The following is a 23,898-nucleotide window of genomic DNA, read 5'->3' on the forward strand; positions in this document are numbered from 1 at the left end:
ATAAGTATTATATTTGAATATCAAAAATAAAACTTAACATTTTCTTAATTTTATTTTAACTATTTAGCATTACCGGCATAACAAGCATAGTTACTGTTTCACCTTCTTCTAATCCGTCAATTGGAGTTAAAATTCCGGCACGATTTGGTAATGACATTTCAAGCATAATCATGTCTGATTGTAAGTTAGTTAGCATTTCTGTAAGGAAACGAGAGTTGTAACCTATTTGCATATCATCACCTTGGTAATCACAAGTCAATCTTTCTTCGGCTTTGTTGGAATAATCAATATCTTCGGCAGAAACATTCAATTCAGCACCGGCAATTTTCAAACGAATTTGGTGTGTTGTTTTATTCGAAAAGATAGCCACACGACGTACAGAACTTAAAAACTGAGAACGGTCAATCATTAATTTGTTTGGATTTTCCTTTGGAATAACAGCCTCGTAATTTGGATATTTTCCATCAATCAAACGACACATTAACACGTAGTTGTCAAAAGAAAAAGTAGCATTCGAATCGTTGTATTCAATTTTTACTTCAGCGTCTGATGTAGAAAGAATATTTTTTAAAATAGTCAATGGTTTTTTAGGCATAATAAAATCAGCAACGTGAGATGCAGTAACATCAGTACGAGCGTATTTTACTAATTTATGAGCATCAGTAGCAACAAAAGTCAAACCTTGAGGTGAAAACTGGAAGAATACTCCTGACATTACCGGACGCAAATCGTCGTTTCCGGCAGCAAAAATAGTTTTACTAACTGCAGTTGCCAAAACATCGGCAGGAACTAAAGTTACTGATGGATCATCTAAGTTGATTGCTTTAGGGAATTCTTCTCCAGGAGCATAGGCTAAGGCATATTTTCCAGAGTTAGAACTAATTTCTATCGTGCTATTTTCTTCTACAGTAAAAGTCAAAGGTTGTTCCGGGAAAGTTTTTAAAATTTCCAAAAGCAATTTAGCAGGTACGGCAACACTTCCTTTACTGGTAGAGTCGATTGACAAAGTAGCCGACATTGTTGTCTCTAAATCAGAAGAAGAAACAGTTAATTCGTTATTGTCTAATTCGAATAAGAAGTTATCCAAAATAGGCAAAGTATTGCTGCTGTTGATAACGCTTCCTAAAACCTGTAATTGCTTTAATAAGTAGGAACTCGATACTATAAATTTCATATGAAGATTATATTTGTTTTTTATTGTAAAATGGTATCTTTTATTAGAATTTGCAAAAGATACATTTTTACAAATATATCGTAAACAAATCTAGTTTTGAAAATTTTTTATTAACATCTATCTGCTGTATTTGCGCTTTCTTAAAAAGCTAAATACGGCTCCAAAAAGTGTTAAAATTAGAATTGGAAGCCCGATAGTTATGACTTGCGTCTGAGTGTAGTTTTCGAAAACTTTCTCTTTGTCTAATAAAGGCAAATCTAAATCTTTGCTTCGAATGTTAATAAGTCCGCTGTCATCAAGCAGGTAATTGACGCAGTTAAGCAGGAAATCTTTATTGTCGTATAAATTTCCCGAGCGTTGATCAAATCCTAATTCAACAGGAGCAAAGTTTTTATCCAATTGGTTTTTGATAATATCGCCATCCGATATCACAATCATTTTGTTGCTTTTTCCTGTGGATTCAAAATCGTTTTGTTTGAAAGCTAGAACTCTGTTTTCAAATGCCGAATGGAATTTTCCTTCGAGTAACACCGCCATAGGAATATTTCCGGTATTGATGTAATGATTGGGGCTGGTTTCTTCTGCTACAATATTCAAATTGACTTCTGTAGGTGTTCCTGTTTTTTTAGAATATTGAGACGATTGTAATAAAACCGTTTTCTTGATTCCGTTTTTCAAAGTGTCAATTGGATTTGCAAAATCAAATTTGATTCCGCCCAGGTTTTTCACAATAGGATGCTTGCTTGCCGGATAAACCAAAGGAGCAAATTTCCAGTTGAAGGTCTGGTATTGGGTAGCACTTCCTTGTTCTCCTGTGGCTAGTTTTATAGGACTTCCTTGTTCGTCTTTTACAATATCAGGATTGATTCTGATACCGTATTTAAAGAACATATCGTTCAAATTCAAATCTCTTGGAAAAGCTAAAGTTGCTCCGGCATCGTTGTACAAACTATCCATTTCTACAGCTACCTGATCTATCAGCCACATAGTTTTTCCACCATTGATGATGAATTGGTCTAAAACTTGTTTTTCACTATCAGAGAAAGTCTCAGTAGGTTTGGTAATAATAGCCAAATCGTATTTTTGCAAGGCTTCTAAACTGCCAACAGGATTCTTGGCAACTGAATCCAAAGTAAATGGGCCAATGTGGTAACTTTCTCTTATTTGCAACAAGAATTTAGCAATTAAAACATCCTGAATTTCTCCGTTTCCTTTGATTACCGCAATCTTTTTTTGTTTCTCTTTGGTAATTTTATTCAGAGCATCGGCTATCGAATATTCTAAATGCTGAACGGAGCCAATTACTTTTTCGGTGGTGGAAGCACCCATAATGTTTTTTAAGAGCGGAATATTCACTTCCTTATTGTGATATACAGCAATTGCCCATGGAAAAACCATTGCCTGCGATTGTTTTCCTTTGTCGTCAACGGTAATGTTTACAGGAGTCATACCTTTCATGTACAACGCTTTGATGTTGTTCATGCTTTCGTCTTCATTTTCTAAAGGATTCACAAATTCGAAAACAATATTCGAATTGTAAGCCTGGAATTCTTCTAGTAATTCCTTGGTTTCCTGTTGTAATCTTTTGAATTCGGCAGGTAAATCACCTTCCATATAAATTTTTATCGAAAGCGGTTCTTTGACCTCTTTGATAATATTTAAAGAAGTTTGAGATAAGGTATATCTTTTGTCTTTGGTTAAATCAAAACGATGAAAAAAGTAATTACCAACAATATTTAATACTAACAGAATTGCAATTGTAATTACGACTGATTTAAGATTTCTTTTTTTTGCAGCTATCATTACAATTTAAAAGATTTAAGTTGGTAAACAGTAAATGACAAAAACGCTGTCATTACACTTATAAAGTAAATAATGTCTCTGGTGTCAATCACGCCACGGCTCATACTTTTAAAATGAGCCTGCATTCCTATGGCTGAAATAATCGAAGAAAAAGAAGGAATGATGCTCGAAAAACCGTCAAATCCAAAATAGAAAAAGAAACACAAAAACACCGAAAGTATAAAAGCTACAATTTGGTTATCAGAAAGGGTAGAAGTGAAGATTCCTATTGCAGAATAAGCTCCAATTAAGAATAAAAGTCCAAAATAAGAACCAATAGTGCTTCCCATATCGATATTGCCTTCGGGCATTCCTAAAGTTGAAATTACTTTGACATAAATAAATGTTGGGATAATGGCTATGATTATTAAAAGTACAGCACCCAGAAATTTACCGTTGGTTATTTGCCAAACAGACAGAGGTTTAGTTAGTAATAATTCCAATGTTCCCTGTTTTCTTTCGTCAGAGAAAGAGCGCATGGTTACTGCCGGAATCAGGAAAATTAAAATCCAAGGCGCAAGCGTAAAAAACGGAGACATATCGGCAAAACCTGAGTTAGGAATATTGTAATCTCCTTCAAAAACCCACAGAAATAATCCATTGGTGATTAGAAAAATGGCGATAACTAAATAACCTATGGGCGAACCAAAAAAGGATTTAATTTCACGTAATAATAGGGCTTTCATTCTTTATGAGTTAATAGTTATGAGTTATAAGCTTTGTAAACATTTTTTTTCTACTTCAAAAATCAAAAATCGTTAATCTGAAATCTATCCCGATAGCTATCGGGACTTAATTCTTAAATTCTATGGTTACCACATCGCGGTAATTCAATCCCAGTAAGCTGTTTGCTGAACCTACTTTAGAAGGATTGCTTCTAAAAATGGCAATTTCCAGAAACCCCGCTTCGTTAAAAATGGCGAGTTGTTCTCCTTCATAATTTTTGATTGGGTATTTGTCTGAAATGGCAATTGCCGAATAATTAGGCAATATGGTTTTGATGTTTTTGGTCTTCATCTGAATTTCATACGGTCGGCCTTTAGCCACTTCCAGAAATTGTTTTTTGCTGATATTGGTCACCACATTTCCAAAATGATCTATATAAATAACATGTCCTTTCAGGCTGTTGTTGTCATTGGAGGCTACGGCTTTCATTTCGGTTACTTCTTTGACCGCATTGATTTCTTTTCCAACAACATTCAGTAAACCACCACGGGCAATATGGCAAGCCACTGTGACAAAAACATCTAGTCCTGAAGCATCGCTTGGTAAACGGTCATGTATGTTGATGGCTACAATTTTTTGAGGAACAATCTTTTGCGAAAGCATGCTTAAAATTCCATTATCTGCAGCAATAAAGTAAGAATCGTTCCATTGCATTACAATGTGCTGGTTTTCCTTATTTAATTCCATATCCACACCAATCAGGTGAATGGTTCCTTTAGGAAAACTAGGGTAGGCTGCACCAATGATGTAACTGGCTTCAACAGTGTTAAACGGGTCTATATCATGCGAAATATCAATAATTTGAGCTTCCGGATACTCAGATAAAATTTTCCCTTTTAATGCACCAACAAAGTGATCTTTCAAGCCGTAATCGGTAGTAAGGGTAATTATTGACATATTTTTGTTTATAACTATTGGTGAAATCTAAAATTAATTTTCATTAAATTTGAGATATGCAAAGCTAATAATAGTAAATTCAAAAAAGCAAAAAAGCAAAACAAATTCTAAATAGTAACCAAATAAAACCTAAGGTCTAAGAGCCTTTTGGATTAGATTTTTAATTGATTTAGTAATATTCTAAAACTATACCCTTTGAACGAAAGAATCATCGAGCTCATAGACATCGCTCCAAAAGAGTTTTGGGGTGCTCAAGACACTCATCTTGAAACCATTAAAAAATACTATCCAAAATTAAAAATAGTTGCCAGAGGGACAACTTTAAAAGCATTTGGAGAAAAAGACATTCTGGACGAGTTCGAAAGGCGTTTTCAAAGATTGATGCTTCATTTTACACGTTATAACAATATTGACGATAATGTGATTGAACGTGTAATTTTAGGAGATGTTCAGGACGACCGAAAAATGAGTCCTAATGACAAAATTTTAGTACATGGAGTAGGAGGGAAAATCATTAAAGCAATGACTCCTAATCAACAGTTATTGGTCGATACCATAAATAAGAATGATATGGTTTTTGCTGTAGGACCGGCAGGTACAGGAAAGACTTATACCGGAGTAGCAATGGCTGTCAAAGCATTGAAAGAAAAACAGGTAAAACGCATTATTTTGACGCGTCCGGCAGTAGAAGCCGGGGAAAATTTAGGTTTTCTTCCGGGAGATATGAAAGAAAAACTGGATCCTTATATGCAACCGCTTTATGATGCTTTGCGAGATATGATTCCGAATGAAAAATTAGAAGATCATATTGCAAAAGGAATTATACAAATTGCACCATTGGCATTCATGCGCGGACGAACACTGGATAATGCTTTTGTGATTCTGGATGAAGCTCAAAACACCACCCACTCACAGATGAAAATGTTTTTAACCCGTATGGGGAAAAATGCTAAATTCATGGTAACGGGTGATCCGGGACAAGTCGATTTGCCCCGAAGAACCATTTCAGGATTAAAAGAAGCCTTATTGGTTTTGAAAGATATTGAAGGTATTGGGATTATTTATCTGGACGATAAAGATATTGTGCGTCACCGATTAGTTAAAAAAGTAATTGATGCTTATAAGTATACGGAGAATATTGATTAGAACAATAGTATAAGTCAATAGCAATAACAAAAGAACTACGATTCTAATTTTTAGATCGTAGTTTTTTTATAGAATTTTTTAATCTAATTTTGTTTGTATTGTTTAGTAAAACTCAAAATAAAAATCCTAAAAATGAAATTTCATCTTTAGGATTTTTTTGATTATTTCTTTTTCTTCTTTTTGGCAGCTTGATTTTTCAGCATGTTTCTATTGACAGAACCATGTGTTTTTTTCTTTGTTTTTGAGGGACCTCCAAGATTTACTTTTTGATTTTTTTTGGCTTTTTCGTGAAAAGCACCATCACCATCGGTTTTTGGTTTTTTCATTAAAAACTTAACGGGTTGTCTGTCTTTTTCAGGCCCAATCAGTTTGATGGAAATTTCGACTTCTTCTGGGAATTCTTCAATTTCTAATTCCATATCCATTAATACTTCGGCTTCTACTTTAGCTTCTTCTTCGCGTGGCGAAATGAAACTAATAGCAGTTCCTGTTGCATCGGCACGACCGGTACGCCCAATACGGTGCATATACAACTCGGCAAATTCGGGCATTTCAAAATTGATAACATGGGTAATATTCGAAATATCTAAACCTCTCGCCATAATATCCGTAGTGATTAATCCGCGAAGTTCGCCTTCCTGAAAAGCAGCCATAGTATTCAATCGGTAATTTTGCGATTTATTAGAGTGAATAACACCAAATTGTCCTTCAAAATCTTCTTCAATGCATTCGTGAAGCATATCAGAAATCTTTTTGTTATTTACAAAAATCAAAACGCGACTCATGTCTTCGTTAGTATTTAGTAAATGTTTGAGCAAATTGACTTTGGTATTAAAATTAGGAACATTATAAGTAATTTGTTTAATGTTTTCTAATGGAGTTCCCGATGCTGAAAGCGTTACTTCTTCAGGATAATCAAAATAATCGTTCAAAACAGCATCAACTTCGTCTGTCATTGTCGCCGAAAATAAGATATTTTGACGTTTTTTAGGCATCATCGCTAATAAGGCTGTAAGTTGAACTCTAAAACCTAAATTCAACATTTCGTCAAATTCGTCAATTACCAGCTTTTGCATATCTTCAAAACGAACCACATTGTCAAGAGCTAAATCCATGGTTCTACCTGGAGTTCCCACAAGAATATCTGAACCTTCGTAAACCGTTTTTTTCTGGGTATTGATATTAACACCACCAAAAATTCCGATGGTTCTAATAGACATAAACTGGGTTAGCTTTTCTATTTCTTCAACAACCTGAACTACAAGTTCTCTGGTAGGAACTAAAATGACAATTTTAGGTGTATGTGTTGTGCTAAATTTGTACTGTTTTAGTAAGGGTAATAAATAGGCAAAGGTTTTACCCGTACCTGTTTGTGCAATTCCCATCATATCTCTTCCCGACATAATTACAGAAAAAGATTTTTCCTGAATAGGAGTAGGAGTTGTAAATCCTAACGTATCTATTGCTTTTTGTAATGATTTAGGAAGATTGAATTGCTCGAAAGTAGCCATAAAACGTATATTTTCTGCAAAGATAGTCTTTTTGAGAGTAATGCGGTCAATATATCCTTACTTGAATCTCAAATCCCATGAAAGGGTAAGTGAGTAAATCCAAAAATAATTACCCGGGTCAAAACTTATTTCCTGATGGGCTATGTCAAATTGTGCTCCCCAGGCATTTTTATTTTTAGAAGTCGAAAAGAAATAACTAATATTGAAACGTTGTGTTTTTAAGTTAACAATTGGAGAGTCATTAGTATCAAACAGGAATTGGTTCACTTCAGGAGAAACTCCCATACTGTACATAAAACTGATATAATTATCGGCATTGCTGCGGTATTTTCTATAGTTTAAAGCTGCTGATGTACTGGTTCCTCCTTCTCCAGGGGTAAAGTAAGGGCGTAAAGACCAATAGCTGTTCCCTGTGTACCAACCAATAGAACCTGTATATATATTGGTAGTTGTACTGTATTTTAAGGTTCTAAAACCTGCCGAAATTTCTAAACTATGTGGCAATGATTTGTACAATTCAGCACCATATCTTAAGTCAGGGAAAAGAAAAGTATTGGCAAAACCTACATTTAAATAGGCATATAGTCCCTTGGTAATTTTAGGGTATAAATCAAATTCTATCTGAGAACCATTTTCATTAAAACGGCGGTTAAAATTATATTTTCCAATGATACTTCCATATTTGGTTTGTTTGCCATAACTCAAAGTATAATACTGCATCGGGTCAAATGTTTTAGAGTATAAATCCACAGCAGCCCTTATTCCAATAGTATTTGTTCTTAGAGTACTGTTTAAATCGTCCAGAAATTCTTTTGATTTTTGATCGTCAGGATTTTTAGTTACAAATTCTTTGATTGTATTTTGAGCTTCTAATGAGTTGTTGGTGTTTTTAAGAGCAGTTGCTTTTAAAATAGTTAAATCGGAATCATTTGGAAAGATTTTTAATGCTTTCTTACTCATTTCTAATGCTTCATAAGGAGCTTCACTCCAGGATTCATTTTTTATGGCTGCAATCCAGTTCTCTTTATTTTCAGGAGCTTTTTCGATAACATAAGCAAATTCTTTACGTGCTTTTTTATAATCGCCGTCCCAGGCATAAGTAGTTGCTAAAAATGAACGAATTTCATGGTAATTGGGATACTTTGTTAATATATTGATTAGGGTGTCCTGAGCCTGTTTTCGCTGTTGATTGAAGGCTAGTTTACGGGCGGTTTCAAAGGAGGTATCAGGATTTCCATTATATGCAATTTGTCCTTGCATTTGAAAAAAACTGAAAAGAATAAAAAGTAGTGTTACTTTGAAAATTGATTTGTTTATCATTATTTCAATTCTTTTTTGAGTTGTAAGTATTCGGTATTATTTGGATATTTTTTAAGCATACTATCTATGGTTTTATTAGCCATAGCAAGCAGTCTGGTTCTTTGGTATGCTTTAGCTAATTTAACTGATAATTCGGGGTTTTTAACATCGTTTCCTAAAGCTTTTTTTGCAATAGCAATTCCTTTTTTATCTTGATTAGTCCACCAGTACATGTCCATTAGAGCAAGGTAGCTATCGTAGTAAAAAGGGGTTCTTTTTATTACTTCCAACAATTCTTTCTCAGCGTTTATATAGTCTTTGTCCCAAGCTAAGGTTCTTCCTTTTAGTGTTCTTACATCGGCATAATTCGGCAATTCGTTTAGAACGTAATTGCATAATAAGCGGGCTTCTTTTCTTTGACCGTTAAATGCTAATTCTCTGGCTTTAAAGAATATTTGATCATTATCTAATCCTTTGGTATGTTTTTTTATGGTAGCCAGTTCTTCTTTTGAAAATTCAAAGGAAGCTTTGCTGTATATAAGTAAGGATTTTGGAATAATTTTATTTCTTTGTGTCAAATAAGCATTGAGTTTTTTCACTTCTTGTAAGCTGTCTTCAATTGTTTTTAATATTTCACTGTCATAAATTTTTGAGGTAGAAAAATTTTGATCAATTTTAAATAATTCACCATTTGAATATAAATAATCTTTATAAATCAGTTCGTTGATTACACCTTTATTTTGCATTATTGGAATGGTGTGAATATTTCTAAAACCTTTGTAAGTATCTAATCCGCTACTCATCCAGGCTGTTTTTTCTATTTTATTCATTTTATAATTATTCATTAAAAATGAAAGTAAGCTTGGAGTAATATCCCAATGTGAAGAAACTGATTTGAAAGATTCTGCTTTTTTCAGCATTGGACTGTAGATGTACAAAGGAACGTGAAAACGACATAATTTGTCTTTTTGCTCAATTGGAATCAAACGGTGATCACCGGTAATTATAAAGATGGTGTTCTTATAATCGGGTCTTTTTGCATAAGATTCCATAAAAGTTTGAATAGAATGATCGGTATATAACAAGCTGGCATAGATGTTCTTGTAGGGTTCTATTTCTGATTTGGTAAGTTGTAAACTTTTATTGGTATTAATAATCTGATCTACTTTTTTTAAATAGGCTGCTTTTTCAGGAAAATCAAAAGGTTCATGATTAGTTAATGTCATAACAATGTCTAAACGAGGGCCTTTTTTTGTGTCAATTTCACTAAGGGTTTTTCTAAAAATTTCGGCATCAGGATAACCCCAGCTAAAGCCTTCGGCGTTTTTATTTGTCATTTTATAGTTAGAACCAAATTTGTTAATGTCTGTCACATTATCAATATTGTTGTATTCTAAGAAATTGATTCTTTGGTCAAAACTCGATTCGTCACCGCAATAAAAAGAGGTATTGTATCCATTAGATTTTAAAATACTAATTAATGAGCTGTGAGCTGGCAAAGGTTTTAGTTCTAAAAAACCTTTCTCGCCATAGGGCAAAGAACCTAAAATTGAAGGTAAAGCACCAAAAGTACGTCCGGCATTACTAACAAAGTTTTCCCAATATAAAGATTTTGGAATCATAGAATCTAAGTAAGGAGTAAAACCTCGGTATTCGTTTTTACCAATAAATTCATCCCCTAAACCTTCAACAATTATCATAACGATGTTGGGTTTTTCTCCTTTTATTTCAAAAAAAGGACTTAAAACATCTGGTGTTGCAGAGAAGGGTTTTAATAAAGGATATTCTTTTTTATAGCTTAGATTGGCAGCGTTAAATTGTTTTTTATTTTCCTGAAATTGGATAATTTGATTGCTAAAATAGGCCAGTTTATTTTGAAATTGTGAATCGCTGGTCTCGGTGATTAAAAATCGGGTTCCCAGGCTAATGATGCTTATAGTAGCAGCAATTATAAGTGCATTTTTTTGCTTTATTTTTTTTGAAATAAAGTGGTTAATTCCCCAAAATAATAAAGGAAAAGCAATAAAAGGAATAAAATATAAAACAGAGAAAGTTTCGGATGCTGTAACTGTGATGTACATATCCTCAGTTGAATATCCTAAAAAGTCAGCTCCCAGATTGACCAAAGTAGTCAAATGGTATTTGGTTAATCCAAATTGGATAATAACAATTAATGTAAAAATAATTTTTATAAAGGTATCTTTCCAGTTTTGTTTGCTAAAATATAATATAAGATATACAGGCAAAGCAACAAGACTAATAACAAGAACGGTGTTAAAGTCGTTTACTATTTTGTAAAATAAACTAAGTCCAATAGCAGGAACTTTAATTCCTGTGTAAATTTTAGCAATGATTTCAAAAATGCTAATGAACCAAAAAGAAATTACTAAAGAAAGACAAGCGAAGCCGTAACTAAAGTGATTTTTTAATTGTTGATTGTTATCCATTATTAATAAGTTGTGTTGTTTTACTAAATTAATTACTACTCATACCTTTTCGGGTCATTTCGCCCCATTTAATTGATTTGTTAAAATAGTAGTCAAAATTCCCTTTTAGTGCCGCATACAAAATAAAAGGATGATTAAGTATCGGCTCTGTAAAAGCCGTTTTTATGAGCTGTAATCCCATGCCTTTTTTGGTGTATTGGTGGTAAGTAAGTTCTTCGGCAATAATAGTAATAATTGAGAACAATACGGTAAAAAGATAGGCAACAATCATAAATAGTATGGCATACGTCCAAACTACATTATTGGTTACAATAAGTATGGTAAAGTAAACCAATCCAAGTATTTCTATTATTGGCGCTAATCTTTCAAAGAAAAACCAATAAGGATAACTAAGTGTTCCTAATGAATTGTATTTTCGATTAAATCCAATTTTTCTGTGTTTTTTAAGGGTTTCAATAGTACCTCGTGTCCAACGGTTTCTTTGTGAAATGAAAATTTTATAACTATCCGGAGCTTCTGTCCAACATAACGGATCAGGGATGTAAGCCACTCGGTATTTTACTTTTTGCTCTTCCATATAGGCTCTCATTCTCACAATGATTTCCATATCTTCACCCACCGTTTTAGTGTCATAACCACCCACTTCAAGAGCAATTTTTTTGTCAAATAAACCAAATGCTCCCGAGATAACTAATAATCCGTTGAGTTTACTCCAGGCCATTCGTCCTAAAAGAAAAGCCCTTAAATATTCTAAAATTTGGCCTCTGACAATTCGGTTTTTAGGAAAATTAATATCTAATAATTTTCCGTCTTGTATTTTACATGAATTTGCAATTCTAATTACACCACCCGCAGCAATTACTTTTTCATTGGTTGATTCAAGGAATGGTTTTATCATTTTTTGTAAAGCATCCTCCAGCAATAAGCAATCCACATCAATACAGGCAACGTATTTGTTAGTACTGATATTTAAACCTAGATTAAGTGCATCTGCTTTTCCTCCATTTTCTTTATCAACTACAATTAATTTTTCGAAAGCCGGATTAGTAGATTTAAAAACGCCTTTTCGAAGCGGTTTTGTTGCAATTTGATTATTGATTAAATAATCTACTTTTACTAAGTTATATGCTGTAATTAATTTTTCTAAAGTGTCGTCTTTACTACCGTCATTGATTATAATTACATCATAGTTTACATAATGGTTTGAGAGCAAAGAGCGAACATTTTCAACAATATTTAAACTTTCGTTATACGCAGGAGCAATAATGGAGATGGAAGGTGAAATTGAAGAAGATAATATTTCGGTATAGTTTACAAAACTATTTTTCTTCATGTAATTTACCGTTTCAAAAGCTGATATTATTGCTAAAATAATATAAGAGGATATTGCTGCAAATGCAAAGCCGAAAAAAATAAAATCAAAAATTTCAATTAATTGTTGGGGTAGATTTTGAAACATAACTAACTGGCTTTGGTTAATTTTTTGTCTATAATGTAGTACTGGTCGGCATTATTGATTTTGAATGTATTGTTATCTTCTACTGTAATCAGGTTCATGATTTTCATTACCGAAATTCGAATAAAGAAATTTTCATGCTGTATGTGTTCTTCAACAAACGGAATGTCTTCAGGCATAGCCATCTCTTCCATCATTTTAAAAAAAGCAATTTGTTCGTCTAAAGTTCTGTCAAATAAATCTTTTTTTAAGATAGTTACAGCTTCAAAAATGCCTAAATGAGTTACAAGATTAATAGCTTCGATTCTAATATCGGCATTGGAATGATTAAATAGCGTTATTATATCGTCTTTAGCATCAAATTGCTTGTATATTTTAGCTAGTTTTAAAGCAAATGAAACTACTGATTGATTAGCAGAACGCAGCCAATTTCCAATATCAGGGATATGAAGATTGTTGAATTTATTTAAAATTTCTAATAATTGAATCTGATCCCATTCTGATAGTTCATTTTCCAGAACATTTAAAAATTCAAGACCTTCAAAACGAAATAGTTTAACTAAATACTTTTGAATTTCATTACGAACTTCTTTTTTAGGATGATTAATCAATAAGATAATTTCGTCATGTGCTTCTTTAATTTCAAATTGCGTTAATTCTCTTATGGCGCGTGCTACAGTATCCCACTTTTTACTTTTTAATCTTCCGGTAGCCGAGTCAATTAGTCCTGTTTGATAATATAAATTTTGAATTGCATCAGCTGTTTCACCCGAAATATCATCCTTTAGTTTTAAAAAAGTTTTAATGATAATTTTTCTTTTTAAGCTGTTTTCAGCACACTTTTTTAAGTATCGAACTATTTGCTTTTGTTGTTCATTTATTTCTTGTTCATCACCAGCATATAAATATTCGATAAGGTCAGATTCGTATTTTTTTTGATACGTTGCTTCAATTCTGCCTTTTATTCTTAATTTATACCTAAGGTTTTTTAAGTAAAAAAGGAGTATTACAATAGAGATTGTCAAAATGATAGTCCCATAAATACACAATTGAATAATTGGATGTGAATTATTTAATGTGTCAACGCTATTTTTAAGTAATTCTAACATAATAGCTGTTTTATAGAATTATTGTAATAATCTTTTAATACGAATAATTAATTCGTTTGGACTAAAAGGTTTACTCATGAAATCAGTAGCACCTAAATTAAAAGCATTCAGAACCATTTCTTCCTGACCGGCAGAAGAAAAAACAACTATAGGAGTTTGCATTTCCAGTTTGTTTCTTACGTGACTGATAACCTCTAATCCGCTGATGAAAGGCATCATAATATCGGTAAGTATCATATCAGGGTTGTGATCTTCAATTAAATCAACAGCTTCTTTACCATTGACAGCTATTAAGAGTTGATAACCTTCTTTTTCTAATTTGAATTGCAACAATTTAGAAAGGATTGAATTATCCTCAGCTAGAACAATTTTTTTTGTAAGATTCATCTTTTGTAGGTTATTAGTTTGTAATGGGGGCTTTTTACGGTATAAATGTAATAAATAAATGTTAATAACATCGATAAAGTGTATAAAAACATCGATTAAATACATATTTTGTGTGTTTTGTAGTTTTTTGTTTATATTTTTTATAAAACGATAAAGCTTTTTTGTATACCCGAAATTAAAAGCCTTCAAAAACACCAAGATTAAAAGTGCAAAATAGTATTTACAGAATAGTTTTGGATTGTAGTGAAGTAGTCAGAAAATTAAGGTTTTAGATTTGGAATCTGGTATAAAAAAAATGGCAACTTAAAAAAGTTGCCATTTGTCTAAAAGCTAAGTAAAAGTTATTGTATGATGATTTTTTGTGAATGTATTATTTTTTTAGTTGAAATATTTGAAACATTTAGTATAAAAACTCCTTTTAATTGTAGGTTAGCATTTTCCTGACGACTTTCTTTAAGAATTCCTTTTTTGACTTCTTTTCCAAAAATATCATAGATTTTGTATTCTGCATTAGAGCTAAAATTAGTATTTGTTTCAGCTTGATCACTGTCATTGGTCATTAGTATAGAAAATGAACCATTATTTGGAATAGGCCAAACATTAACTTGAGTAGAGATTTCTGGATTTTTTTTTGTTGCTGACAAAGAATATCCGTTAACTATATTTACTCTGCGTGTCATTGTTGCTCCGGTATTGTCAGTAACGGTAAAATCGAATGAACCTAAGCCGTTGGCTGTTGGTCTGTATTCTACTATGTTAGAAACTAAAGTAGCATTTCCTTTTTCAACATTAGATAGGGAGTAACTAGCTCCATCGGTAAATCCTCTCGAAAGTTTTTTGATATCAATACTTAATTTATGTCCTTTTGGAGATTCGTAATGAGGTAGAGACATCCATTGTAAATATTCATCCAAATTAGTGTAACCGTCTAAATCATCGTCGGCATTAGTGTCTGAAAAATCTCCAATTGCAGAATTCAGATTAGTTCCTTTGATGGCTTCCCACCAGTTAGGTAATCCATCCTGATCGGTATCCCAATCAACATCTCTGTTAACTACAGGATAGTTTTCATAACCCCCTACATCTGATTCATTGTCAGGAAATCCAGGTTTTCCGGTTACACTTCCTGTGTATGTATAAGTTCCTTCTAATGTCTCTGTAATGATTCTTTGATCGTGTTCGTCAAATTCTGGCTGAACACAACCTACATCAGAAAGTACAATTTTATAGGCATGACCAGCCGTTTGAGTTGTTACATAAGAAGGAAAAAATGGAGTGTTCACAAAGTTATCGTATTGATATGTAGCTCCATTTCTAAAAGTAGCTCTTCTACCAATAGTTTGATTGGTTTCATCAAAGTAACCAGGCATTACATTTCCGTTAAAATAACAACGTTGTGTTCCAGTTCCTACATTTTCATTATCTGCACTAAATGCAACAAATATTTTAGAACCAGCACCAGGCTTGTAATAATTATTTACAAAATTGACTTCTTTCGTTCCTCCGTCTGTAGTTCTGCCTCCCCAATTGTAAACTACATTGTTAGTGATATCCATTCTGCCGGAATAAGCTCCACTACCATCTAATCCACCACCCAGACTCCAATTGCGTCCGTAATTGTGTGCTAATAAATTATGGTGAAAACTTCCAATATCTCCACTTATTGTTCCTGCATAACCATGTTCAGTTCCTGCCGGATAATTTTGATGCCCTGCTGCATTTAAGGCTTCTGAAATTAATGTTCTTTGCAAAGTAATGTTTTTACCTGAGCGTGAACTAAATGCTTCATCAATTGTCCAACTGATTGAACAATGGTCTATGATACTATGATTGGCTCCGGTTAATCCCATTCCGTCATAAGTAGGACCTGCACCTAATCGGACTCTTATATTTTGGACGATTACATCATTTCCTGTAATACCGAAAGGAGCAGAACGAATACAGATTCCCTTTCCGGGTGCAGTTTGTCCCGCAACAGTCACATAAGGCTGGTTTAAAACCAAACGGGAATTCAATTGGATAATTCCTGAAGTATTAAAAACAATCGTTCTTGGACCGATATCATTAGTAACCGCTTCACGCAAACTTCCAGGACCACTGTCATTCAAATTTGTTACAGCTACTACTTTTCCGCCTCTTCCTCCGCGGGCAAAACGACCGTATCCTTCAGCACCCGGAAAAGCTAGTTGAGCTGGTCGCAAACGCCAAATATTTCCTTTTACTACTTCGCCGTTGGCTAAAACTTCGTCAACTCTCCAATAGTAGGTTTCTTCAGTATATAGCCCATTTACTGTATAAGTGCTATTTGCTTTAGGCTGGTTTCCTTTATATAACGAAGAAGAAGTATTTGCTGTCTCAATCGATGCTAAATCTGTTCCAAAATAAATATTGTGTGATACCGCATTTATGGCAGCTGTCCAACTCAAAACTGTACCTCCGGATTTTAATTCTACGTGTTCGTCATTGTTACCAGGAGTCGGATTGGTGGCCTGGTTGAAAATGTTAGGGGTATTTAACTCGATTCCGTTTAGCATTACATTTTTATAAACTTCAGAACCTGATCTTTCTGCCGCAAAAAGGATGACCACATCGTTTCCTGCTGTGGCTTGAAAAGTTAGATAAACTGATTTTGCATCGGCTGTTTTGTGAGCTCTGATAGTCGGAATTACATTATCAAAAACTAAATTTCCATCTACAGAAATATCAATGGGACTAAAAGTAAAAACAGGACTGTCTACGGCATTTAAAAAAGCCATTATAGTATGAGTTCCAGTTTCTAATCCTTTTATTCGAAGTTCTATTTGTCCACCTTGATTGGCAGTTGTTCCTTTTACAGTGAGTCCATCGCATACTAATTTAGCATAATAGGGGGCTTGAATACCTACTTTTTCCCAGTTGGTTCCTAAATTATCTCCTTTGTCTCCAACTCTGGTTACTGTGAATGTAACTCCATTTTGGATTTTAGTGGCTGTATTTGTTGTAACTACCCAGGGAGTATATCCTGGTTCACTTACTTCGGCTGATTGTCTTCCTGATTGGTCAAAATCAATTTTTACTACTGGATTCTGTGCAAGCATTGCGGTTGTTGTCATTGTGAGACAGACTATCGCCTTGACCAATGACGGTTTCATGTAATTTTTTAACATTTTAAGGTTGGTTTTTGGGTTAATAATTCGATTTATTGTTTAAAATTTTTCATTCATAATTTTCTTGTTTGTTTTTTTTGTAAACGTTTACATGAAGTAATAAAAAAACTTTTAATAAATATTTTATACTGGATAAAATTAGATATACAAAAAACAAATTAGGGGTAAAAATTGCTTTTAAAGCAGGGTCAAATCACAATTTGGTGCTAAAACAGAGGTAAATTGACAAAAAAAGTTTTTTCCCAAAAAAACTTATTGGCTAGTGCTATACTTTTTAATTTACTTAAATTGAGACTAACAATAATCTATGGTAAATCTGTCTAAAAATATTCAAATGCTCCAAGTTCTAAAAGAGCAAAAAAGTATCTTACCAAGTTTTTGTTGTCAGGAAATTTAAGATTTGAATCTGGAGTTTAATACTTTTTATTATTTAAATATCTCTCGTAACTTTGTCTCATATCTTAAATTTAATTAGGAAACAAAATGAAAAATAGAATTGAAATTGATGGGACAAATGATGCTGTTTGGAATTCTGATGGAGCCAGAGCAACTTGGAATATAGCTACATTATTGACTATTAAAAAAGATTTGAAAATAGGTGATAGTAGTTTAATTACTCTGCCAACTGATAATGTCGATAATATTGTAAATAATGTTTTGGGCTGTTTAAAATTTTATATAATAAATTTCGAAGAAAATTTCACTTATATAGTCAATTTTAATATAATTGAATTAACTAGAATTGCCAATAATGAATATTATAAAATTGATATTTAAAAACCTTCAAAAACACCAAGGCCAAAAAGTGCGAAATCGTATTTGACAGGATCTTTTGGATCAAACTCCCGAAGTTTAGAATCTAATTCAAAAAGTGCTTTGCCGTCATTTTGTTTACGTTCCAATAAGCCTAATTTTCGGGCTACTTTTCCGGAATGGACATCCAACGGACAAGAAAGCAGAGCAGGGGAAATGCTTTTCCAAATCCCTAAATCGACTCCTTTGTTGTCCTGACGGCACATCCAACGCAAGTACATGTTGATGCGTTTTGCTGCCGAATTATTTAAAGGATCCGAAATGTGTTTTTGGGTACGGGCCAAATGAGGAATTTCAAAAAAGATTTTTTTGAATTCAGAGATGCTTTTTTGCATCGAATTCACTTCCTGGTTTTTTGAAAAGACAGCTTCCAGTCCGCCGTGATTTTTATAGATGTTTTGTAGTGATTGGATAAAACCGATGAAATCCTGACCATTAAAGGTGCGATGTACAAATGATGTTAATCTTTCTAAATCAGTTTCATTATGGGACATCACAAAATCATAAGGAGTGTTCCCCATGAGTTCCATCATGCGATGCGAATTTTTAATAATCATTTTGCGATTTCCCCAGGCTATGGTAGCGCTCAGGAATCCCGCAATTTCAATATCTTCTTTTTGGGTAAATAAATGCGGAATTTGCACCGGGTCACTTTCGATAAAATCTAAGGTGTTATATTGCAGTACTTTTTCGTCCAGAAAATCTTTGAGTTCGTCAAAATTCATATAAAACAGATGGATTAATGGTCACTAATCATTCCGTCCACCATCACCAGTTTTCTATCAGCCATGTTGGCTAATTCTTCGTTATGGGTTACAATGACAAAAGTTTGTCCAAATTCATCTCTTAGTTTAAAAAATAATTGATGTAAATTTTCTGCTGAATGGGTATCTAAATTTCCCGAAGGTTCATCGGCAAAAATTACTGCAGGCTTGTTAATCAATGCTCTGGCCACCGCCACACGCTGTTGCTCTCCACCCGAAAGTTCGCTGGGTTTGTGGTTGATTCGATGCGAAAGTCCTAAATAAGTAAGTAGTTTTATGGCTTCCGCTTCGGTTTCATTTTTGGATTTTTTAGCAATGTAAGCCGGAATGCAAACATTTTCCAGAGCTGTAAATTCAGGTAGCAATTGATGGAATTGAAAAATAAATCCCAAATTCAAATTTCTAAATCGGGATAAATTTTTGTCGTTCATAGACAAAATATCTTCATTATTAATTCGGAGTTCAATATCGTTTTTAAGATTTTTGTCTCCTTTATCGTCTGAGGTGTTAGGTCTGTCGAGTGTGCCTAAAATTTGTAAAAGTGTTGTTTTTCCTGCTCCTGAAGCTCCTACAATTGAAACAATTTCGCCCTTTTGAATATGCAAATCAACACCTTTTAAAACATGGAGTTGGTCGTAATATTTATGTAAGTTTTTGGCTTGTATCATGGTTTGCAGTTTGTACAAAGAAACAAAGATTTTAAGGATTATAAAATGGGAATAGCTATTTTTTTAGAGTATAAAGTCATAAATTTGGGTTAATAAAAAGCAAACGTTTTTTAGAAACCAATTGAGCTGTTGTGTAAAAATAGACAAAGACTGTTATGGAAAAAGAAATGAAAATGGAATTGGCAACTTTTGCAGGTGGTTGTTTCTGGTGTACCGAAGCTGTTTTTTTAGAATTAAAAGGGGTAGAAGCTGTCGTTTCGGGCTATATTGCAGGTAAAACGGTAAATCCCACATACAAGGAAATTTGTCAGGGAGATACAGGACATGCTGAGGCAATTGAGATTAGTTTTGATGCTAATGCGATTTCGTTTGGAGAATTATTAGAATTGTTTTTTGCTACACACGATCCTACCACTTTAAACCGTCAGGGAAATGATGTGGGAACGCAATACCGCAGCGAAATTTTTTATCATAACGAAGAGCAAAAAGAAATTGCAGAAGATTTTATTCGGTTTTTGACTCAGGAAGCTGTTTTTGAAAAACCAATAGTTACCAAAGTTTCAGCTGCGACCATTTTTTATCCTGCCGAAGAGTATCATCAAAATTATTACAATCAAAATAAAACTCAGGGATATTGTGCTTTTGTAATTACACCAAAAATAGAGAAAGTGAGGAAATATTTTGCTGAGAAGTTAAAATAAATAACTTCGTAAATTCCTAAATAAAAAAGAGAGTTTAACGTAATGCTAAACTCTCTTTTTTTATGAATAGTTGAAGAATTAAGCTTCTTCCTGTTCTTCCATTGTGTGATAAACGTTCATTACGTCATCATCTTCTTCAATTTTCTCAATTAGTTTTTCCACATCGGCAACCTGAGCAGGAGTCAGTTGTTTCGTGATTTGAGGAATTCTTTCGAAACCAGAAGAAAGGATTTCAATATTTCTGCTTTCTAACTCTTTTTGGATAGTTCCAAAACTGTTGAAAGGTGCGTAGATTAAGATACCATCTTCGTCTTCAAAAACTTCCTCGGCACCAAAATCAATTAATTCTAATTCTAATTCTTCAGCATCCAAACCTTCTTTTGGAATTCGGAAGTTACAAGTATGGTCAAACATGAATTCTACTGAACCCTGAGTTCCTAAAGTTCCGTTGCATTTGTTGAAATAACTACGAATATTAGCTACCGTTCTGTTGTTATTATCAGAAGCAGTTTCAATCAGGATGGCAATTCCGTGAGGAGCATATCCTTCGAATAAAATTTCTTTATAGTTGGCAGTATCTTTGTTCGTTGCATTTTTAATGGCGCGCTCTACGTTGTCTTTAGGCATATTAGCTGCCTTTGCATTTTGCATTACCGCCCTCAATCTGGAGTTAGCGTCAGGATTTGGTCCGCCTTCTTTTACGGCCATAACAATATCCTTTCCAATTCTGGTAAATGTTTTGGCCATTGCAGCCCAACGTTTCATTTTTCTTCCTTTTCTAAATTCGAATGCTCTTCCCATTTCTGATTATTTTTTTAACGATGCAAAATTACAATTATTCTGCATTTTTTTAAGTATTAGTTTTTATAAAATGGCATTTTTACCACCTTAGCAGGAACATCTTTTTTTCTGATTCGAATAAAGATTTCGCTGTCAATTGCGCTATTGTCAACAGTTACATATCCCATTCCGATTCCTTTGTTCAATGAAGGCGACATGGTTCCCGAAGTTACAATTCCGATGTTGTTTCCATTGGCGTCAACAATTTCGTAATCGTGTCTTGGTACAGCGCGTTCCTGCATTTCAAAGCCGATTAGTTTTTTAGTTACTCCAGCTTCTTTTTGTTTTTTTAAATTATCCGAATTACTAAATTCCTTGTTGAATTTTGTAATCCAACCTAATCCTGCTTCTATTGGCGATGTAGTATCGTTGATATCATTTCCGTAAAGACAGAATCCCATTTCAAGGCGTAAAGTATCGCGGGCAGCTAAACCAATTGGTTGAATTCCAAAAGCAGCTCCAGCTTCAAAAACTTTATTCCAAATTTGTTCTACTTCCTCATTTTTACAGTAAATTTCAAAACCTCCGGCACCGGTATATCCAGTAGCCGAAATAATCACATGTTCGATTCCTGCAAAATCACCCACTTCAAAATGATAGTATTTTATTGCTGATAAATCTACTGAAGTTAGAGATTGTAAAGCTTCAATTGCTTTTGGTCCCTGGATTGCCAATAGAGAATAGTCGTCAGAAAGGTTTTTCATTTCAACGCCTAAATCATTGTGAGCCGAAATCCAGTCCCAGTCCTTATCAATATTGGATGCGTTAACCACTAACAAATACTGCTCGTCTTTGATTTTATAAACCAGCAAATCATCAACGATTCCTCCCTCATTATTAGGTAAACAAGAATATTGCACTCTTCCGTCTGTTAATGTAGCAGCATCATTAGAAGTTACTTTTTGAATCAAGGCTAAAGCATTTGGTCCCGAAAGTAAAAACTCTCCCATGTGAGACACATCAAAAACACCAACAGCGGTACGAACTGTTTCATGTTCAGCGTTTATTCCTTCATAAGTTATAGGCATATTGTATCCGGCAAATGGTAGCATTTTTGCTCCCAAGGCTTCGTGTATGTGCGTTAGCGCAGTATTTTTCATTATGATTTCTGTGTAAATTTTGATGGCGCTAATTTATTGCTTTTATTTTGAGTAGCAAAGGCGTGAGAGTCAAAGTTTATCGGGAATAAATGCCAATGAAAAATACTTTAGAAATTCATTTTATTCGCCGAAATACCACTAAATTAGAGGAATATATTCAAAAAACAGCTATCATGATACCTTCTATTCCTATTGATAAGAACGAAATGCTAAAGTATTATAAGCCAATAGCTATAGATACGCACAAAGGGATTCAGGGACATGCGTTGATTATTGGGGGGAGCTATGGTAAAATAGGTGCAGTGTGTTTATCATCGAAAGCAGCTCTGAAAGCGGGCTGTGGATTAGTAACTGCTTTTGTACCTCGCTGTGGTTATGAAATAGTTCAAATTGCCATTCCCGAAGTGATGGTTTTGACTGATGTGAAGAAAAAATGTATCTCCAATATCAGTTTTGATATTCAGCCCGATGCTATCGGAATTGGCCCGGGAATAGGGCAGGACGAACTGACTCAAAAGACTTTTTTGAAATTTCTAAAAAACAATAAAGCCCCTTTAGTTATTGATGCCGATGCTTTGAATATTTTATCTAAAAACAAAGCTTGGTTTCTGCTTTTGCCATCCAGAAGCATACTAACTCCTCATCCCAAAGAATTGGAACGATTGATTGGAGAATGGAATTCGGAAGAAGAGAAATTTGAAAAAACCATTTCTTTTTCGATGCAATATCATGTAGTAGTTGTAATGAAAGGCGCACCAACACATATTATTGATGGTCAAACTATTTATAAAAATACAACCGGAAATCCCGCCTTAGCAACTGCCGGAAGTGGCGATGTCTTGACAGGAATCATTACGAGTTTATTAGCACAAGGCTACGAACCGCTCCAAGCAGCTATTTTGGGAGTCTATTTACATGGATTAACGGCTGATATTGCTGTGCCTAAAACCGGATTTCAATCTTTCGTCGCTTCGGATATTATTGACCATCTTGGTGCAGCTTTTTTGAGTTTGGAGTAAAAATGGTACACAGACCTGTCTGGATATGCAAATAAAAATTACAGTTTAAGTTAAGCTACATTTTTGTAAATATCGTTTTGATAATTGAACTCCTCTATTGTTTTATAATTCAAAGCACGATGTCTTCTTTTTCTGTTGTACCATATTTCAATATATTCAAATATTTCAAGTTTCATTTGTTCTTTTGATAGTAACTTATTTCCGTAGATAAGTTCTGTTTTGAGAGATTTAAAGAAACTTTCAGCCACTGCATTATCCCAGCAATTCCCTTTTCTACTCATACTCCGGATTACTCCATAAGACTTAATAGTATTAGCAAATCTCTTAGTAGCATATTGTACACCTTGATCGGAATGAAATATTAATCCTTTTTTGATAGCTCTGTTTTTTATTGCCATTCGCCAAGCAGCTAGTGATGTGTCATTCGTGCTCATTGTATTGCTCAAACTCCAGCCAATTAATTTTCGGTCATATAAATCAATTACAGTTGTTAAATACAAAAAACCTTCTTTTGTTTGAATATAGGTAATATCGGACACCCATACTTCTGAAGGTTTAGTTACCATAAAGTTTCTATTGAGCACATTATCAACAATTAGATAATTATGTTTTGAATTGGTTGTAACTTTAAATTTCTTACTTACTTTACTCCGTAAGCCAAGTTGTCTCATGTATTTTGCGACAGTAAATCGTGATATTCGATATCCTAAAGCATGTAGCTCAGATATTATTCTTGGACTACCATAACGTTGCTTAAATTCAAAATAAAGAGCTTTTATTTTTTCTTTCAGCATATTCTTTTTTAGTAGTCTTTCTGAAACAACCCTGCTTTTCCATTTATAATAGCCACTTG

At 33.7% G+C, this 23,898-nt stretch carries 20 protein-coding genes; 4 read left to right on the forward strand and 16 right to left on the reverse strand.

Annotation, left to right across the window (positions count from 1 at the left end; all coding sequences use genetic code 11):
• Positions 1–55: 55 nt before the first annotated feature.
• From dnaN to FDM27_RS04025, 4 genes are all read right to left on the reverse strand, one after another.
• Positions 56–1,174, reverse strand: a complete 1,119-nt coding sequence (dnaN, locus tag FDM27_RS04010) for a DNA polymerase III subunit beta (protein WP_071185468.1) — start codon at positions 1,172–1,174, stop codon at positions 56–58.
• A gap of 117 nt (positions 1,175–1,291) precedes the next feature.
• On the reverse strand, positions 1,292–2,977 hold the full coding sequence (gldG, locus tag FDM27_RS04015) for a gliding motility-associated ABC transporter substrate-binding protein GldG (RefSeq protein WP_140485261.1): 1,686 nt from the start codon (positions 2,975–2,977) through the stop codon (positions 1,292–1,294).
• Positions 2,977–3,702, reverse strand: a complete 726-nt coding sequence (gene gldF, locus FDM27_RS04020) for a gliding motility-associated ABC transporter permease subunit GldF (protein WP_071185470.1) — start codon at positions 3,700–3,702, stop codon at positions 2,977–2,979. Before gldF ends, gldG begins: the two co-directional genes overlap by 1 nt.
• 106 nt (positions 3,703–3,808) lie before the next feature.
• Positions 3,809–4,639, reverse strand: a complete 831-nt coding sequence (locus FDM27_RS04025) for an S-adenosyl-l-methionine hydroxide adenosyltransferase family protein (RefSeq protein WP_140485262.1) — start codon at positions 4,637–4,639, stop codon at positions 3,809–3,811.
• Between the two features lie 195 nt (positions 4,640–4,834).
• Here FDM27_RS04025 and FDM27_RS04030 point away from each other — a divergent pair, with 195 nt between their 5' ends.
• The gene (locus tag FDM27_RS04030; protein ID WP_035661295.1) at positions 4,835–5,785 is read left to right on the forward strand and encodes a PhoH family protein; all 951 of its coding nucleotides are present in this window, start codon (positions 4,835–4,837) and stop codon (positions 5,783–5,785) included.
• A 161-nt stretch (positions 5,786–5,946) separates the two neighbouring features.
• On the opposite strand, the gene FDM27_RS04035 is transcribed toward FDM27_RS04030, so the two are convergent.
• From FDM27_RS04035 to FDM27_RS04065, 7 genes are all read right to left on the reverse strand, one after another.
• Entirely contained in the window at positions 5,947–7,296 is a 1,350-nt protein-coding gene (locus FDM27_RS04035) for a DEAD/DEAH box helicase (protein ID WP_071185472.1), read from the reverse strand.
• Positions 7,297–7,353: 57 nt separating this feature from the next.
• Complete coding sequence (locus tag FDM27_RS04040) at positions 7,354–8,616, reverse strand: YaiO family outer membrane beta-barrel protein (RefSeq protein ID WP_140485263.1); 1,263 nt, start codon at positions 8,614–8,616, stop codon at positions 7,354–7,356.
• On the reverse strand, positions 8,616–11,042 hold the full coding sequence (locus FDM27_RS04045) for an LTA synthase family protein (RefSeq protein ID WP_140485264.1): 2,427 nt from the start codon (positions 11,040–11,042) through the stop codon (positions 8,616–8,618). Before FDM27_RS04045 ends, FDM27_RS04040 begins: the two co-directional genes overlap by 1 nt.
• 28 nt (positions 11,043–11,070) lie before the next feature.
• The gene (locus tag FDM27_RS04050) at positions 11,071–12,375 is read right to left on the reverse strand and encodes a glycosyltransferase family 2 protein (protein WP_232227093.1); all 1,305 of its coding nucleotides are present in this window, start codon (positions 12,373–12,375) and stop codon (positions 11,071–11,073) included.
• A 128-nt stretch (positions 12,376–12,503) separates the two neighbouring features.
• Positions 12,504–13,607, reverse strand: a complete 1,104-nt coding sequence (locus tag FDM27_RS04055; RefSeq protein ID WP_140485265.1) for a HEAT repeat domain-containing protein — start codon at positions 13,605–13,607, stop codon at positions 12,504–12,506.
• An 18-nt stretch (positions 13,608–13,625) separates the two neighbouring features.
• Positions 13,626–13,994, reverse strand: coding sequence for a response regulator transcription factor (locus FDM27_RS04060; protein WP_071186402.1), 369 nt, complete (start codon positions 13,992–13,994; stop codon positions 13,626–13,628).
• Between the two features lie 341 nt (positions 13,995–14,335).
• Positions 14,336–17,086 carry a T9SS type A sorting domain-containing protein gene (locus tag FDM27_RS04065; RefSeq protein ID WP_255510464.1) on the reverse strand — a complete coding sequence of 917 codons (2,751 nt, stop codon included), beginning with the start codon at positions 17,084–17,086 and terminating at the stop codon, positions 14,336–14,338.
• Between the two features lie 537 nt (positions 17,087–17,623).
• On the opposite strand from FDM27_RS04065, the gene FDM27_RS04070 reads away from it, so the two are divergent.
• Positions 17,624–17,917, forward strand: a complete 294-nt coding sequence (locus tag FDM27_RS04070) for a hypothetical protein (RefSeq protein ID WP_140485266.1) — start codon at positions 17,624–17,626, stop codon at positions 17,915–17,917.
• Here the strand turns inward: FDM27_RS04070 and FDM27_RS04075 are convergent.
• Together FDM27_RS04075 and FDM27_RS04080 are read right to left on the reverse strand one after the other, a co-directional pair.
• Positions 17,914–18,678, reverse strand: coding sequence for a TIGR02757 family protein (locus FDM27_RS04075; RefSeq protein WP_140485267.1), 765 nt, complete (start codon positions 18,676–18,678; stop codon positions 17,914–17,916). The genes FDM27_RS04070 and FDM27_RS04075 overlap by 4 nt on opposite strands.
• Before the next feature lie 14 nt (positions 18,679–18,692).
• The gene (locus FDM27_RS04080; RefSeq protein ID WP_140485268.1) at positions 18,693–19,385 is read right to left on the reverse strand and encodes an ABC transporter ATP-binding protein; all 693 of its coding nucleotides are present in this window, start codon (positions 19,383–19,385) and stop codon (positions 18,693–18,695) included.
• 155 nt (positions 19,386–19,540) lie between these two features.
• Between FDM27_RS04080 and msrA the strand changes: the two genes are divergently transcribed.
• On the forward strand, positions 19,541–20,086 hold the full coding sequence (msrA, locus tag FDM27_RS04085) for a peptide-methionine (S)-S-oxide reductase MsrA (protein ID WP_140485269.1): 546 nt from the start codon (positions 19,541–19,543) through the stop codon (positions 20,084–20,086).
• A 78-nt stretch (positions 20,087–20,164) separates the two neighbouring features.
• On the opposite strand, the gene FDM27_RS04090 is transcribed toward msrA, so the two are convergent.
• Together FDM27_RS04090 and gcvT are read right to left on the reverse strand one after the other, a co-directional pair.
• The gene (locus FDM27_RS04090) at positions 20,165–20,887 is read right to left on the reverse strand and encodes a YebC/PmpR family DNA-binding transcriptional regulator (protein WP_071185481.1); all 723 of its coding nucleotides are present in this window, start codon (positions 20,885–20,887) and stop codon (positions 20,165–20,167) included.
• A 56-nt stretch (positions 20,888–20,943) separates the two neighbouring features.
• Positions 20,944–22,026 carry a glycine cleavage system aminomethyltransferase GcvT gene (gene gcvT / locus FDM27_RS04095; protein WP_140485270.1) on the reverse strand — a complete coding sequence of 361 codons (1,083 nt, stop codon included), beginning with the start codon at positions 22,024–22,026 and terminating at the stop codon, positions 20,944–20,946.
• A 173-nt stretch (positions 22,027–22,199) separates the two neighbouring features.
• Between gcvT and FDM27_RS04100 the strand changes: the two genes are divergently transcribed.
• Positions 22,200–23,045, forward strand: a complete 846-nt coding sequence (locus FDM27_RS04100; protein WP_071186406.1) for an NAD(P)H-hydrate dehydratase — start codon at positions 22,200–22,202, stop codon at positions 23,043–23,045.
• 50 nt (positions 23,046–23,095) lie between these two features.
• Here the strand turns inward: FDM27_RS04100 and FDM27_RS04105 are convergent.
• Positions 23,096–23,898, reverse strand: an 803-nt coding sequence (locus FDM27_RS04105; protein ID WP_140485271.1) for an IS3 family transposase, incomplete at its 5' end; no start/stop codon positions are given.

The sequence above is a fragment of the Flavobacterium sp. GSA192 genome, assembly GCF_006386525.1.
Lineage (GTDB): Bacteria > Bacteroidota > Bacteroidia > Flavobacteriales > Flavobacteriaceae > Flavobacterium > Flavobacterium commune.

Coding starts and splice junctions, on each gene's coding strand:
- dnaN (WP_071185468.1), bottom strand. CDS start 1,174: ATGAAATTTATAGTATCGAGTTCCTACTTATTAAAGCAATTACAGGTT.
- gldG (WP_140485261.1), bottom strand. CDS start 2,977: ATGATAGCTGCAAAAAAAAGAAATCTTAAATCAGTCGTAATTACAATT.
- gldF (WP_071185470.1), bottom strand. CDS start 3,702: ATGAAAGCCCTATTATTACGTGAAATTAAATCCTTTTTTGGTTCGCCC.
- FDM27_RS04025 (WP_140485262.1), bottom strand. CDS start 4,639: ATGTCAATAATTACCCTTACTACCGATTACGGCTTGAAAGATCACTTT.
- FDM27_RS04035 (WP_071185472.1), bottom strand. CDS start 7,296: ATGGCTACTTTCGAGCAATTCAATCTTCCTAAATCATTACAAAAAGCA.
- FDM27_RS04040 (WP_140485263.1), bottom strand. CDS start 8,616: ATGATAAACAAATCAATTTTCAAAGTAACACTACTTTTTATTCTTTTC.
- FDM27_RS04045 (WP_140485264.1), bottom strand. CDS start 11,042: ATGGATAACAATCAACAATTAAAAAATCACTTTAGTTACGGCTTCGCT.
- FDM27_RS04050 (WP_232227093.1), bottom strand. CDS start 12,375: ATGAAGAAAAATAGTTTTGTAAACTATACCGAAATATTATCTTCTTCA.
- FDM27_RS04055 (WP_140485265.1), bottom strand. CDS start 13,607: ATGTTAGAATTACTTAAAAATAGCGTTGACACATTAAATAATTCACAT.
- FDM27_RS04060 (WP_071186402.1), bottom strand. CDS start 13,994: ATGAATCTTACAAAAAAAATTGTTCTAGCTGAGGATAATTCAATCCTT.
- FDM27_RS04065 (WP_255510464.1), bottom strand. CDS start 17,086: ATGACAACAACCGCAATGCTTGCACAGAATCCAGTAGTAAAAATTGAT.
- FDM27_RS04070 (WP_140485266.1), top strand. CDS start 17,624: ATGAAAAATAGAATTGAAATTGATGGGACAAATGATGCTGTTTGGAAT.
- FDM27_RS04075 (WP_140485267.1), bottom strand. CDS start 18,678: ATGAATTTTGACGAACTCAAAGATTTTCTGGACGAAAAAGTACTGCAA.
- FDM27_RS04080 (WP_140485268.1), bottom strand. CDS start 19,385: ATGATACAAGCCAAAAACTTACATAAATATTACGACCAACTCCATGTT.
- msrA (WP_140485269.1), top strand. CDS start 19,541: ATGGAAAAAGAAATGAAAATGGAATTGGCAACTTTTGCAGGTGGTTGT.
- FDM27_RS04090 (WP_071185481.1), bottom strand. CDS start 20,887: ATGGGAAGAGCATTCGAATTTAGAAAAGGAAGAAAAATGAAACGTTGG.
- gcvT (WP_140485270.1), bottom strand. CDS start 22,026: ATGAAAAATACTGCGCTAACGCACATACACGAAGCCTTGGGAGCAAAA.
- FDM27_RS04100 (WP_071186406.1), top strand. CDS start 22,200: ATGATACCTTCTATTCCTATTGATAAGAACGAAATGCTAAAGTATTAT.